This window comes from uncultured Kriegella sp. (genome assembly GCF_963975415.1).
Lineage (GTDB): Bacteria > Bacteroidota > Bacteroidia > Flavobacteriales > Flavobacteriaceae > Kriegella.
In genome coordinates, this window is record NZ_CAXBGN010000014.1 from 43287 (window position 1) to 57780 (window position 14494).

Below are 14494 nucleotides of genomic sequence, written 5' to 3' on the forward strand. Positions count from 1 at the left end.
CGCAAGAAAATATGTTAAAAAATTAATATATTTATGAGCGATTACACATAGAACAATATATAGGAGAGCTAATGAGTATTCATTGGCTTTTTTTGTTTATTAAAGTCTTAGTACATCAAAACAGATGATTAACAATACCTCTATACCGGATGCTGATCTATCCAATGCTGGAGATGATTACCATATATTATGGGCAATTCAAAAGTCTTTAGATCTTTTGAATTTTGACAAACATGGTTTGAAAGCGGTTCTTATTGAAGGAATTGAGGCTCCACTTTCTCATAGAATTGATCCAAGTGGGGGGAAACTATTAGGAATAGATTTAATCGAATATTATTCTTCTGATAATTTCGAGAAAGCTAACCGAGTAATTATATCTCAATTAAAATATAGTACTCGAAATGCCAATAAGAATCTTACTTTTTATAGTCTTTATAAAGGGAAAAAAGCTAAATCATCGCAAGGATCCATAATCCATAGGTTAGCTAATATCTACAAAGCATTTCGTCAAAATTATGGAAGAGACTTGGTTCAAAAAAAGATTAAGATAAAATTAGTTAGTAATCGAAATTTCAATCCTGTCCAATTAAGTGCTATTCAAGAAATACAAAAAGAATTACAGCTCATTGGAAAGAAAGTAAGTTTTAATCAATTATTAAAAGGAAATAGGAAATATATAGAGGCTTTTCAGAAACTTATGGATGCTTCTGGTTTAAAGGTTACAGAATTTTCAGATTTTATAAGACTTCTGGATTTTGAAGACTGCGGTTCAAACTCAAGGGATAATTTAAGGAAAGAGTTAATTCAGGCTATTAGTAATACCAGTGTTGTATCCAGAAACCAATTTAATGGTTTAACAAGGCTAATTTTAGATAAAATGATGCCCGAATCTAAAACTAACATTAGAATAACACTTACCGATGTCATTGCTACTCTGGGATTTAATAATGGAAGCCTTGAGAATTTATTCCCTGTGCCCCAGAACTTTGAAAAGTTACCAAAAAGTGTCCCAAGGGAGCAATTAGAGACGATACTTCAAGAGATAGAAAAAAATACAGGTAACCCCATATGTGTTCATGGTCCTGCAGGTATTGGAAAATCAACAATATCAATGCAAATTAGAAATTCCATACCTGATTTCTGTGAATGTATCGCTTTTGATTGTTATGGAAATGGGTCGTATTTGGATCCCACAGACAGAAGACATTTACATAAGAATGCTTTGGTTCAATTATCCAATGAAATTGCAAAACGAGTAGGTGTAAACTTTTTAGTCTTTAAAGAGGATTCAGAGGATGTTTACATTAAAGAATTTAAGAGAAGGGTTTTAGATGCGATAGAAATTCTAAAAAAAAGAAATGAGAATGCATATTTAGTAATCATCATTGATGCAGCTGACAATAGTATAACTGCCGCAAATAAAAGAAACGAAACTTCCTTTATACATGATTTATTGGAAGAGCCATTTCCTCCTGAATTCAAATTAGTTGTAACAACCAGAACCTATAGAAAAGAATCACTGCTATTGCCTAAGAATTACTTGGATATTTTATTGAAACCCTTTACGGAGATAGAAAGCGAACAACACTTAAAGCACTTTTTTCCTAAGAGTTCTGACGATGAGGCTCGTCACTTTCACGACCTTACCCAAGGTATTCCAAGAGTCCAATCTTATTCAATTGGGTTAAAAAAAGAGGGGGTTCAAGAAGTCATCAATTATCTACGTCCAAATGGAAAAACTGTTGAGGATTTAATTGATGAAAGGATTTTGGAGGCAGTAAACAAAATTGGCAATAATGGTTGGGTATTGGTAGATCATCTATTTATAAATTTAATAACATTGCCCCGTCCAGTACCAGTGCTGTATTTGGCAGAGCTTCTAGAAACGGATAAAGATCTAATAATAGATCTTGCCTCTGATATATGGCATGGATTGATTTTGTCAAATGGAAACCTGAGTTTCAGAGATGAAGATTTTGAAAATCACATTAGAAAGAAATACCAGGCCAATGACCAGCAAATAACAAAGATTGCTAATCTCTTTCTTTTGAGGGCTGTTAAAGAAGATTATGCTTCCATTAATCTTGGGAATTTATTATTTGAGGCAGGTCTTGGAAATGAACTAAAAGATATTGTATTAAATGAAAAACTAAGGAAATATCCATTAGATCCAATAAGAAATAAAGAAGTATATGTTGAGCGTGCTAAATTGGCTATGAAGATGACGCACCGGGAAACAGATAATCTAACATTTTTTAAATTATTGTTTATTGCAGCTGAACAATCCAAAACGGACAAGGCATTAAGCGATTTATTAATTGAGAACCCGGATTTGGTCATACAATTTGGAGATGAAGCATCATTAACTAAGCTTAATGCCGTATCAGATAGAAAGACATGGGGCGGTTCTTTCCATCTCAAATTATCAGGAATATATTCAAGGGAGAAATCAACAATAGAAATAGCTAAAAAACATCTAAAAACAGCCAATGATTGGTTGGATTGGAGGCATAAAATCAGGAATGATGAAAACTTGGATAGATATCCTATTAGCAGTTTGGATATTGCATTTGAAACAGAAGCAATACTAAGATTACTAGGACCATATAAGTCTTATCTGTCCATTTCTCGTTGGAAACCAAAAAGTGTACGCTATACCGCTGGAAATTACTTTGTAGATAATGTTTTGCTTCGCTCGTCAAGCAATCAGGTAAAAGGTTGGTTAACAGATTTGAAACTCCCCATATTAGTACAGGTTTTTTTGATTAATAAATTGTTCAAGGCCAATTTTAATACGGATAGTTTTAATTTCAAACAAATTATAGAATACTTATCCAAAGTCATTTCTGGTAAAGAGAAGTATAACAACTCATTTTACCTTCTTATTATTGATTTCATTGAAGTATTGGTTTTTCAAAATCTTTTCTCAAAAAAGGAAATCCTTGCGGTCCTTAGTAAAATAGTATATAGTTTACCAACTAGGGTGCCGCATTTTTCCAGCAACAATTTTGATAAGTCCTCAGAACTGGAAATGCATTTGAGTCTTAAGGCAGAAACGTTAATACAGTCAATCAATAGTAGAGAAATGACTGTAGAGGATATTTATCCTAAGAAATATATAGAAGCTGAAAAATTGAAAGATCCAAAGAAGAGGAGGAGTCTTGCTGACGAGAAAAGGGAATTTAAAAGATTCTTTAAACATGCTGTGCCTATTTATAAATTAAGGGCTGATAGATTGACTTCAAGGTTAAATGAAAAAGATTTTACACCCAAATTTGAGCTTGTTTGTAAAAACATTAAAGACGATTGGGATTTAAGATATTATTCCCATTGGGCAAATGATCAACTTAACTTTTTGGCTTCCATAGCTATTGAGGTTTTAATGTTAAATAAGTTTTCCGATGATCAAGTTGATTTGATACTGGATTCATTCTCAAACAAAACTTCGAATCGCATCTCGATTAGATTGATAGCTTTGGAGAAATTAATCAATCGAAGGGATAAACATACTCTATGTCTTAAGCTGCTCAATGAAATAGATAGTTTTATTAGCGAGAGCAAGATATCTGCTTCCGAAACAACTGAACTATATATTAAGTGCTCAATAAAAGGCTCTAAAATTGATAGGGAAACTGGAAAATATTATTTTGATAAGGCAATTGAAGCAGTCTCAGATGTAGACTATGAAGCATTTTATCAGATTAGATGTGTTTCAGAATTAAGTGAAATGGGAATTACTCAAAGTAATCCTCAAATGTCCTATAGATTAGCACAATTTTTGGAATATGCGGATGAAAAACTCAGCTATTATGATAAAAAACATTTTCCATACGGAGAAGGAATAAAAGGTATTTTCAATCTAGATCCTGCATCCGTGTTTTCGACAGTTTGCCGTTGGCACCACCGAGATGTCATTAGTTTAAATAAGTATATCCCTATTTTATTAAAAGCAACATTAGAAAACAATATTATAAATCATAAAGTCGCCAGTTCACTCCTTCCTTTGAACAGTAATTACTACCATGAGGATATAATGGGATTGTATAGGACTACAATTTCTAGGTTCAATTCAGATGGAGATTCTGAAAACCTAAAATATTTTGTCAAAATAGTCTCAAGAGATTTATTATTGGAGCAAAATTTAGAACACATAAAAGCATTGTATTCTGAATTAAGTAATTGTAAAATTATTGCTAAAGAGTATCTTAACCAATTAAAGGAATTTATTGAGTTTAGAACATATAGTAAGAGGAAGAAGGAGTCCAAATATAGTAACAATTCTTCTAAAGAGGATTACGCCCATGAGATCAACTTAGACAACATTGATTTAAGTTCCTCAAAGGACCTTGAAATTGCTATAAGGAATATTGTTAGTCGTGATAATGACTATCAACAGAGATGGAAAATAGAAAACTTTCTTTCAGATATAAAAGCGAATTGTGTCCCACAGGAATACGTTGGACATTTAAATGCCTTGGTAGATGTTTCAAATGAGGTGTTGAACTATTATTCCTTAGAAAAAGCACTTGATGAAAGGTTAAAGGAATGGAGAATTCATCCTGGAGTGAGAAAATGGAGTCAAGAAAAGTTCAAATATGTTCTAAACAAATGGTTTAATAAATTAAATGAAGATGACTACCTCTTTTTAGCTCATGTCAGAAGCTTTTCAAAGATATTCTCAGTTTCTGATGATGTTTTGTTTGATGCTATTATTCATGTTATTCCGGATAAGATAGAGCAACTTACTGACGAGTCACTTTATGGATTGAGCTTGACGATAAATAATCACTTAACTATTGAAGAAAATGAAAATCTAATTTTCTGGGCCTTAGAACGATGGACCTCAAAAATAGAGAAAGAAGCGGGCGATGGTTCATGGTATGATAAACTCATTCCACCTTCCAATCCTGAACAAATTGTTTGTGATGTCTTAAGATTCATACTTGGTCATCCCGACAAAAGATTAAGATGGAGGGCGGTACACTGTATCCGAAGACTTATAAATTTTGGAGAAATAGGTATAATAAAAAAGCTCTTTGAATTCCAAAACCATAAGGAGTGTTTCCCTTTTCAGGATAAAGAATATATGTTTTATTGGATGTCAGCTAAACTTTACCTGTGGATTGCTATTGAGAGAGCCAGCCAAGAATCTCCTATAAAATTGGTTTCATTAAAAAACGAAATATATCAAGAGCTTTTAAACCAAGACTTACCACATGCTCTAATAAAATTCTTTATTAAGAAAGTCTGTATTAACCTATATAAACATGATACTTCAATATTTAGCCCGGAAGAAAAAATAAACATTGATAACTCTTTGATAAGCGGGTTAGATATGATTAAAAATGACTATGGTGGTAAAGCCGAATTGAATTCAAAAATTTCATTTTCTAGAGAAAGGAATTTTCATTTCGATCCTATGGATACTCTACCTTATTGGTATAGTGGAGCCGCTCGACCTTTTAACCTTTTAGAGAATGATGTCGCCAATATTGCAGATTATTTCATAACCAACAAATGGGGCTATACAGGTAACCCTAATGAAGACGATTATATTAGAAATCAAATGAGTGATAGGGATTACCATTTGATGAGTAAAAGACACGGAAGCGACCCCGTTGTTGAGGATTTGGAAACCTATTTTGAATATCATGCTATGTTTTGTGCGGTAAATCAGTTATTGGAATTTCAGCCAACCGTGGAACCTGAATATAAAGACCAATGGGGTACATGGGATTATTGGATAAAATCCAAGGGAAACACTTGGGGAAATTATTGGTTATCCGATATTGCGGATACTGTTCCCTTAGAAGATAAATACTGGAACAATGAGTTTGAAAAATTTGACGAAAATTGGAGAAGCATAATAGACGATGAAAAATATGACACTGAAGTGGGGTTCGATCATTTTTTTGATAATAATCAGATAATGGCATTTTCATCCGTACGTCGGAATTTTGGGGAGAATTATGAATCCATTTCTATTCGGTCCGCTTTGGTTTCTAATAAGGGTTCAGAAGCCTTGTTAAGAGCGTTTCAGTCAGCTGAAGATTCCTATGACTACGCAATACCTTTTGAAAAAGATGAATATGATTTTGAAATTGACGTAAATGGTTTTCAATATATAGGATGGTTAAGAAATCCATCCTCAGATTATGAAGGATTGGACGTTCAAGATCCCTTTAAGAAGGATATTGGAAGAGACTATATCTGTTTTGGAAAACAAATTGAAAGCATATTTGATATTTCATACAGTGAATACCATAAAGAAGCATTCTTTGAAAATAAGGTGGTTTCAGAATATAGGCAATGGAACGAAACTACGGAATATAAATATCACGATAAAGTTGAAAGCAGCGGTGTAATTTTCAAAGTGAATATTCATTTTATTTTAAATTTTTTAAAGGAGATGAATATGTGTTTGATTCTTAAATGTGAGATTGAAAGACAACTAAATGAAAAAGTCTATGGTTTAGAAAAACGAGATCTAGGATTAGCGAACAACACAAAAATTTATCTTATACGACCAGATGGAAAAGTTAAAACACTCAGAGGACGCAATTTTAAAATTGGGTAAAAAAATAATTAAAGAACTACAGCTAGAACATACCGGAAACACATTAGTAAGATGGATGATTCACTATATATCCGAGTTAATGGAAAATGCTGATAAAGCCCCATCAGGAAAGAAAAAAGAACAATTGAGAAAAGAATGTTGCCAAGCAATATTAGAGTTATGGAGAAATAGAGAATTTCTTCCTATGAAGAAGCCTCTACAAAATGTAGCTCCAATACTAGAAATTTTAGAAGTATTTAAGGAACGTGATTTTTTAATATCCCCTCGTTGGCTTGAATACAGGGCACTTCCACGTGATAATAAATGGGCGAGTTTTGTAGATCTGGTCAAAAATAATTCTGAAAAAATTTTCAATCAATGCATGGATGTAAATTTTAATGAAGAAATCATCTTTAAAGAGAAAGAATGGTACAATGAACATGGTGAGTTTCTTTCCAAAGAAGAAAAGGAAATTATTAGTCATTTGGATATGATGATACAACTGAAGAATACCAGTTCTATAGATACCAATGCCATTGAAAAGACTTCTAAAAAGGAAAAATTTGATTATATTTTTAATGAACTTGAAAGTCTAATTAATGAACAAAAGAATGAGTTGATAAATTTAAAGAAATCAATTTCCAAATCTTTGTAGAAAGATCCGGAATAGACTATGATTTTATTCCCATCAAAATAGCCAACGCCATAGCCCTGATGTTTTTTGGATTCAAATAATAATCTGCTTCATCGGCATTGGTAATAAATCCCATTTCAACAAGTACCGTTGGGCAATACACAACAGTCTCCCGAAGTATCTGAAAATTGGCAAATTTCACGCCTCGTTCCTTAAAACCGAGCTTTCCTGTACTTTCTTTTAAAATGGAGAGTCCTATGGCAATGGATACCTTGATATGTTTTACTTTTTTTCTGGAAGTATGGACATACACCTCTATTCCTTGTGAGGTTCTGGAAGATGCATTGCAGTGCAACGACACAAACACATCTGCTTTAAGTGACCCGGCCAATCGGCCCCTATCTTTTAGGGAAACCAGGGTATCGGCATATCGGGTCAAATAGATAGCAAACCTATCATCAAAAAGGGTTTTGTTAAGTATGGTAATTTCTTTGGCTACATTCAAAACCACATCTTTTTCCAATATATCATTTCTACCTATGGCACCGGAATCGGTTCCACCATGTCCGGGGTCGATGATAATCACTTTTTGCTGACCAAAAACAAAGCAGAATTGCAGGAGCGAAATCCAAAAACTGACGTTTTTGAGGCCCAGGCACTTCCAAAATTTTAGAGTTATCAACATAGTCTTTTCAGATTTCCATATGATTTAATGCCAATTGGCATCAAACAAAAACAATCGGATTTAAAATTTATTTTATTCACAAACAACTGATTATCAATTATTTGAATTACAATATACAGTATTTTTCAAATATCAAAATCAGGCAAATTTTAAATCGATTTCATTATGAAAAAATCATTGTATGTAACCACCCTACTCTTGCTCATTTCAAGTACAACCTTTGCCCAAATAGGGGGCATCGAAGATTCCGTCAACGATGTTTCCGATACCATCCGTGCCATTTTCCCGATTATCCTTGGGGTCATCTTCCTTATCGGCTTCCTCTTCAATGCGGGACATTTCTTCGGTGAAAATGCCGATTTGAAAAAAGGGATTACACGAGTACTGGTCTTTGTCCTCATAGCCGGAGCTGTAGTGGGCATCTTCACCTATTTAATAGGCATAGTAGTGTAATGAAACGGTTCGAGGTCTATAAAAACATACGTAAGCGGGCGGTGATTATGGGGTTGCCCATATCCCTGTTCGCCTTGATGATGACATCCGTTATCGGCTCTTTATTGTTTATCATCTTTTCGTTCAGTTTTGTGGTCATCGTTTCCATATTTCTATGGAACGGAGCATTATATACAGTGCTGACCCACCTTACCAAAAACCCTGCTTTGATGCACATCAACAGGGTGTTCCCACAGACCATTAGTAACAAAAGAAGCAGCCACTTATACTATGAGAAGGATTAACCTATCGGCATACCATCCCATTTTGGACATCCAGGGGCATATCATCTTTGCTAACAATGGCAATTTGGTTTTGGGTTACCAAGTGGATACCCCTGAAATATACTCCTTATCTGAGAAGGATTTTGAGGACATACACGGTTCATGGTTCCAGGCGTCCAAATCACTGCCCGTGGCCACGGTTATTCACAAACAGGACATTTAAAGAAAAAGCCTTTATACGGCGAACGAATTGCCCAACGATACCTTTCTCCAAAAAGCGACCCACGATTATTTTAAAGGGCGTGGTTATTTAAAACATAGTTCATATCTGTTCTTTGTTCTCCCATACAACAAGGCATTGAACGCCACCAAGTTTACCTACCCGTTCCGTAAGGTCGAAAAGGGCATCCATAAACAGATGGACCATACTGTACAGGAGTTCATCGCTTCGGTAAACGATGCCGTTTCCTTTGTCAACAATAGCCGAAAGGTGTCCCTTACCCAATTAAAAGAGAGCGAAATATTAGAGCTTACCAACACTTACTTTAACGGGTTCAACGAGGGCGTAGCGAACAACGAGGGCTATACCTGGGGGTTGACCCCTGCGGAACTGGCCAAAAACTTAGCTGTGGTCATTTTGGTCATTTTTTCTACACAGGTATTGGGCGTTTTCGATGCCATTTTGGTGGCCATCGAGACCCAATACCGGGACACGGCTCCGGCACTCCTCCCGTTGCAGATGCAGGATATTGACATCGAACAGGATGTGGGTGCCTTGGAAGCCGCCAAAAAAGCAATGGCCATACTCTACGAGGCTCTGGTCACCCCTTTGTACGGGTTGAAGATGCTAGCCTTTATCATCGGGGTTTTTCTGTGGTTGTTGGATTTGTTCATCTATCCCTTGTTCTTGGCGGAGCGGTTTTTCCTTTTGGGCATCATGCAGGCGTTTTTTCCATTGGTCATCAGTCTGGCCGTATTTGAAAAGTTCCGGTCCTTGGCCTACAATTTCTTTAAGCTCTATGCTGGGGTGTATATGCTGGTGCCGCCTTCTTTTTGGTCAATGTATTCCTGAACAACCTCTATACCGAAATCAACACCAATTTTTGGAGCAACCTATTCGGAACGGATTGGGGAAGTAGCTTTTTTGCCCCGTTGCTGCAACTGGGCTCCATCGGGTTTATCGTATTCCTGAAGTTCAAACTGTACCGTAGGGCCATCTCGTTCACCCTTAAACTTTTCACTGGTGGATAATCCACATTAAAAGGCACATTAGACAATTAATCATCCATACTTAAAATGAAAACACCTTATAAAAACATATACAACATCCTTAAGCTGAACCGCTTTATTGTATTGACGGCCGTTGTAGGGGCTGTGCTCACCTGTATTGTTTCCATGCTGATGGTCATCAAACTGCACAAGGAGACCGTGGGCAGTGCCTTTGTGGTCAACTCAAACGGTAGTGTAATTCCCTTGAAGCTCGTTTCCCAACAAGAAAACCTGAACGTGGAGGCATTGGCGCACCTGGAGCTGTTCCATACCTACTTCTACAACATCGATGCGAGCAATTATGAAAGGAATCTGGAAAAGGCATTATGGCTGGGCAACAGCTCAGTGGATGCCCTCTATCGACAGAAAAAGGCCGATGGGGTCTATAACCGTTTGTTACAGTATTCATTGGTGCAAAAAGTGTTGAGCATCGAATCCAAAGTGGATATCCAAAACGAGCCTTACAGGTTTGAGACCAGGACCGTTTTTGAAATCAACCGGGGTTCCATAACCGATACCTACGAGCTTATCACAACGGGCAACCTTATCAAGGTGGATAGGAACTTTCCGAACAATACCCACGGATTGCTGATTACCGACTTTTTTGAAAAAACATTACGAAAAATCAATGGTGAACGATAAAACCCGTATAAAATGAAAGTAGAAAAAAACAAAATCATCTTTTCCATTGTATTGGTATGTATCCTACTTTTTATAGGAAGCTATGCCATGCTGGTATTGGGAGAGGATGAAGAACCGACCCTAGAGAACAACCAGGTTCCCGTGCCAGAATTGGAGGACGATCAAAAACAGTACGATTCAAAATTGGATGCCCTGAACGATTTGAAGGAGGTTAGGCAAACCAATGCCCCAAGCATCTACGATGAACGGCTACTGGATTCTACGGGCGTTTATGACCCGGATTTGTTGGACAAGGAAAAGATGCGATTGGTGGACAGTATCTACAAACAAGGGCAGATAAAATATTCAGAACAATCCTATGAACATATCAATCCGAGGTACAGGCCATCAAAACCGACCATTAAGAAGGAAAAGGACACCATCGACGTCAAGGATGAGCAGGAAACCGAAGTCGAGGTCAAGGAACGTGCTTTGGAGCACCAACTCTTTTTTGCTTCCCACCCCATCGAGAATGACGATTTGAATGCAAAAAATACGGACGGTTTTATCTACGTCCGTGTAGATGGTACGCAGACCGTCAAAAACAATTATCGCTTACAGATGCGGCTCCTAAAGGATGCCATGATTTATGGGCAACGTTATTCCAGGAATACGCCCATTTATGGATTTATCAGTTTTAAGCCCAATAGGGCCATCATCGATATTGAAAACATCAACCATCAACCCGTAAGATTAAGGGCACATGACTATCAGGACGGTAGCGAGGGAATTTATGTGGAAAACAGTTTTAGGGCAGAAGTTACCAATGAAATCGTTGGGGATATGGTGGACGACATTAACATTACCGGAGTGCCTCAGGTCAGTGGTTTCAAAAAAATTTTCCAGCGTAACCATCGCAATGTCAAGGTTACAATAACTGATAACTACAAACTCATTTTAAAAATATCCAAGACCAAATTTCAAGGAAAGCCCATGATGGGCAATTATTAAACTTACTCTTATGAAAACTTTTATCACATTACTGCTATTGGCCTTTACAACATCTATACAGGCACAGAAACCACTCGACACCATTTATGCCAATGACCAAAAGAACGTTGCCCTGTTTTTTCCCAATCCCATAAGGCAGGGCATTACAGGAATTTCCCATTTTGTGTTCACCTACAACCGTGAAAAGGAACAGTATTTTGGACTGTTACAGGCAAAACCGGGAACCGAGAGCAATCTTTTGGCCGTTACCAGTGACGGTAAGGTGTATTCCTATATCTTGAAATATTCCGAAAAACTTACCAAACTGAACTACTTCATCGACGAGGATGAAAGCATTGGCAATGAAAGCCCCACAATGGAAATACTCAAAACTGAAAATCCAGCAACCGCCACCAATAAGGATAGAACCGCTTATTTTCAAAGAGCTAGTGAATATTTACTCAGATCCGGTTCTGAAACCATTGCCGTAAAACGTAAAAAAGGAATCCGATTAAAGTTACAGAAAATGGTCTACGATGCTTCCGAGGTGCATCTGGTAATGGAGGTCAAGAACAAATCCGGAATCGATTTCGAAATTGACTATCTCAATGTGTACCGGACCAATGGCAACAATAAACGGAAAGCCTCTTACCAACGGTTGAGACAAGAGGTTGTTTATAAATATAAAATGCCCAACGCTATTGCTGATGGGAAATCGCAACGGTTTGTATTTGTGCTTCCAAAGTTTGTCCTAGGCGATAACGAAAAGTTGATGCTGGAACTGATGGAACGGAACGGGAGCAGAAAAGTGGTATTGGAGACAACTCTTTAACAAAATTACTGTACTATATAAACCTAAAAACCAAGCTTTATCGGCTTGGTTTTTTATCATTGGTTTTAAACCCAATTCGTTCCCTATTCTGTTGGTCAATCTGTACTTTATCTTTTTGCAATAGGTAGTTCAACGCTTGGTGGATGTCCTTGAATTTAACGTTCATTTCTTTTTCAAGTTTGGCTATTTGTTCCTTTAAATCCCCATAGTCCGCAAGATGCTTTCTATACATTACAAAAGCCCTAACAATGGAAATGTTTACCTGTATGGCCTTTTTACTCTTCAGTACACTGGAGAGCATGGCAACCCCTTGTTCAGAAAATGCAAAGGGAGCATATCGTAATCCCATTTTGTTAGATTCATTGGACATCACAAATTGTGACCTCCAATTCTCCAACTCCTCTTTGGTCAGTTCAAACATAAAATCATTGGGGAAACGGTCGATGTTCCGTCTCACTGCCTGTTTCAGCACTCTTGTTTCAACTCCATAAAGTTCGGCCAGGTCAAAATCCAACATGACTTTATATCCTCTAATCGTAAAGATTTTTTCTTTTATTATTGATAGTTCCATTTTATAGTTTTTGGTTATTAAAGTGCCTATCACATATTGTGATAAGCTTTGTTTGAATCATCTTTCTGTTCAGAAAATTGCACCCTTAATTTTTGCATATCATCGCTTACTTTACGCTCAATGACCTTGGCATAAATCTGGGTGGTCGAAATTTTCGAGTGACCCAACAGCTTCGATACCGTTTCAATAGGTATACCATTGCTCAATGTAACGGTAGTAGCAAATGTGTGCCTGGCAATGTGAAAGGTCAGGTTCTTTTTGATACCACAGACATCCGCAATCTCCTTTAAATAAGAGTTCAGCTTTTGGTTGGATATTTTGGGAAAGAGTCTACCCTGGGCAACGGCTTTGTAATTGTTTCTGTATTTTTCGATAATGGCCAAAGCTTTTGGAAGCAATGGTATACGGATGGGTTTGGTTGTTTTTTCACGTCTGTAATGAATCCATAATTCTCCATCAATGCCTATACAGATGTTATCTTCCGTCAAATGGATGACATCGATATAGCTCAAACTTGTATAGCAACTGAAAACGAACAAATCCCTTACCATTTGTAACCTTGCAATGGTCAGTTCCTTATTTTCGATTTCCTGGAGTTCGTCCAGACTCAAAAACCCGCGTTCCTTTTTTATGAACTTGGATTTAAAGTTGATGAACGGGTCACGTTCTATCCATCCCAATTTTTGCGACAGGTGTACCAACTTTCTGAACCGCTCGATATGTTTCATTACGGTATTGTTGCCCATCGGTTTCTGGTGGTCCTCCGGAACGTAGCTCCGCAGATACTTTTCGAACTTTATTATAAAATCATAATCCAGTTCCTGTAAATACTTATCGGTAGTCTTATATGCTTTTTTTAGGAACTTGAAAATATAGCGTTGGGTAGTGAAATAGTTTTTTTGGGTGCCCCATTTCAGCTTGCCCTCCATATCCTCATTATGGTAATTAATGATGTCCATAATGGAATGGCTATCGTCGTCCTCTCCAAAATACCTTGCTTTTACGGCTTGTGCGGTAATTAGTTTGCGTTCCGTTTTTAATTCCCGGTAGCATTCAAAAAGAAAGGTGTAGGTTTCGTCCAGATAGCTGTTGAGCATTCTGGATTTTTGGTTGTTTCCCTTTGCCCTGTTTCTGTGGATGTCCCAATCGGAGACCAGAGTTTTTCGTTTTAGGCTAATGGTCGCCCGTTTTCCGTTTACGGTAATTCTGGCATAGAGGGAAGCTTGCTTGTCTTTTGCCCTTGCGAAGTCTGCCCAGAACAAAATACTGAAGGTGGTCGATGTTTTCATTTGTTTCGTCTTTTAGTTAACAACAGGTGTTGTCAGACGAAAGCCAAATCACTTATAAAGATACATTTATTTACCGAACCAAAAAGGCTGCTTTAACAATTAGGTCAACACAAATGTTAAAACGGTTTTGTTATCCGATTTGTTGACTTTTGTTGACGCATTAAATCGAATCATTTGATTTCTCTAAAAAATAAAAAACCTGATAATCATTCGATTAACAGGTTTTTAGTAACAATTGATATGTTAAAAAGTCGGGGTGGCAGGATTCGAACCTGCGACCTCCTGCTCCCAAAGCAGGCGCGATAACCGGGCTACGCTACACCCCGAAGCG

General features: G+C 36.9%; 10 protein-coding genes, 1 tRNA gene and 2 pseudogenes. 9 read left to right on the forward strand and 4 right to left on the reverse strand.

Annotated elements, in window-relative coordinates; all coding sequences use genetic code 11:
* Window positions 1-124 precede the first annotated feature (124 nt).
* Together AACZ88_RS21260 and AACZ88_RS21265 are read left to right on the forward strand one after the other, a co-directional pair.
* Window positions 125-6577, forward strand: a complete 6453-nt coding sequence (locus AACZ88_RS21260) for an ATP-binding protein (RefSeq protein ID WP_339714973.1) — start codon at window positions 125-127, stop codon at window positions 6575-6577.
* Window positions 6531-7211 (forward strand): hypothetical protein, encoded by a 681-nt coding sequence (locus tag AACZ88_RS21265; protein ID WP_339714976.1) that lies wholly within the window; start codon window positions 6531-6533, stop codon window positions 7209-7211. Before AACZ88_RS21260 ends, AACZ88_RS21265 begins: the two co-directional genes overlap by 47 nt.
* Before the next feature lie 16 nt (window positions 7212-7227).
* Here AACZ88_RS21265 and AACZ88_RS21270 read toward each other — a convergent pair whose 3' ends face one another.
* Window positions 7228-7875, reverse strand: coding sequence for an N-acetylmuramoyl-L-alanine amidase (locus tag AACZ88_RS21270; protein ID WP_339714979.1), 648 nt, complete (start codon window positions 7873-7875; stop codon window positions 7228-7230).
* A gap of 165 nt (window positions 7876-8040) precedes the next feature.
* Between AACZ88_RS21270 and AACZ88_RS21275 the strand changes: the two genes are divergently transcribed.
* From AACZ88_RS21275 to AACZ88_RS21305, 7 genes and pseudogenes are all read left to right on the forward strand, one after another.
* Window positions 8041-8328 (forward strand): hypothetical protein, encoded by a 288-nt coding sequence (locus AACZ88_RS21275; protein ID WP_225604068.1) that lies wholly within the window; start codon window positions 8041-8043, stop codon window positions 8326-8328.
* The gene (locus tag AACZ88_RS21280) at window positions 8328-8612 is read left to right on the forward strand and encodes a hypothetical protein (protein WP_225604067.1); all 285 of its coding nucleotides are present in this window, start codon (window positions 8328-8330) and stop codon (window positions 8610-8612) included. The genes AACZ88_RS21275 and AACZ88_RS21280 overlap by 1 nt, the downstream gene beginning before the upstream one ends.
* Window positions 8599-9156 (forward strand): annotated as a pseudogene (locus AACZ88_RS21285) (DUF3875 domain-containing protein); the annotation flags it as partial. The gene AACZ88_RS21280 and the pseudogene AACZ88_RS21285, both read left to right, overlap by 14 nt.
* Window positions 9145-9842: pseudogene (locus tag AACZ88_RS21290) on the forward strand (hypothetical protein); the annotation flags it as partial. The pseudogenes AACZ88_RS21285 and AACZ88_RS21290, both read left to right, overlap by 12 nt.
* A 45-nt stretch (window positions 9843-9887) precedes the next feature.
* Window positions 9888-10502: a conjugal transfer protein TraK gene (locus AACZ88_RS21295; RefSeq protein WP_225604066.1), complete on the forward strand. Its 615-nt coding sequence runs from the start codon at window positions 9888-9890 to the stop codon at window positions 10500-10502.
* Window positions 10503-10514: 12 nt separating this feature from the next.
* Window positions 10515-11492, forward strand: coding sequence for a conjugative transposon protein TraM (gene traM / locus AACZ88_RS21300; protein WP_225604065.1), 978 nt, complete (start codon window positions 10515-10517; stop codon window positions 11490-11492).
* Window positions 11493-11502: 10 nt separating this feature from the next.
* Window positions 11503-12303 (forward strand): DUF4138 domain-containing protein, encoded by an 801-nt coding sequence (locus AACZ88_RS21305; protein WP_225604064.1) that lies wholly within the window; start codon window positions 11503-11505, stop codon window positions 12301-12303.
* Window positions 12304-12340: 37 nt separating this feature from the next.
* On the opposite strand, the gene AACZ88_RS21310 is transcribed toward AACZ88_RS21305, so the two are convergent.
* From AACZ88_RS21310 to AACZ88_RS21320, 3 genes are all read right to left on the reverse strand, one after another.
* A complete protein-coding gene (locus AACZ88_RS21310) occupies window positions 12341-12874 on the reverse strand; it encodes an ORF6N domain-containing protein (RefSeq protein ID WP_225604063.1) in 534 nt (177 codons plus the stop codon).
* A 29-nt stretch (window positions 12875-12903) separates the two neighbouring features.
* On the reverse strand, window positions 12904-14163 hold the full coding sequence (locus AACZ88_RS21315) for a site-specific integrase (RefSeq protein ID WP_225604062.1): 1260 nt from the start codon (window positions 14161-14163) through the stop codon (window positions 12904-12906).
* A gap of 251 nt (window positions 14164-14414) precedes the next feature.
* A tRNA-Pro gene (locus AACZ88_RS21320) sits at window positions 14415-14489 on the reverse strand.
* Window positions 14490-14494 lie beyond the last annotated feature (5 nt).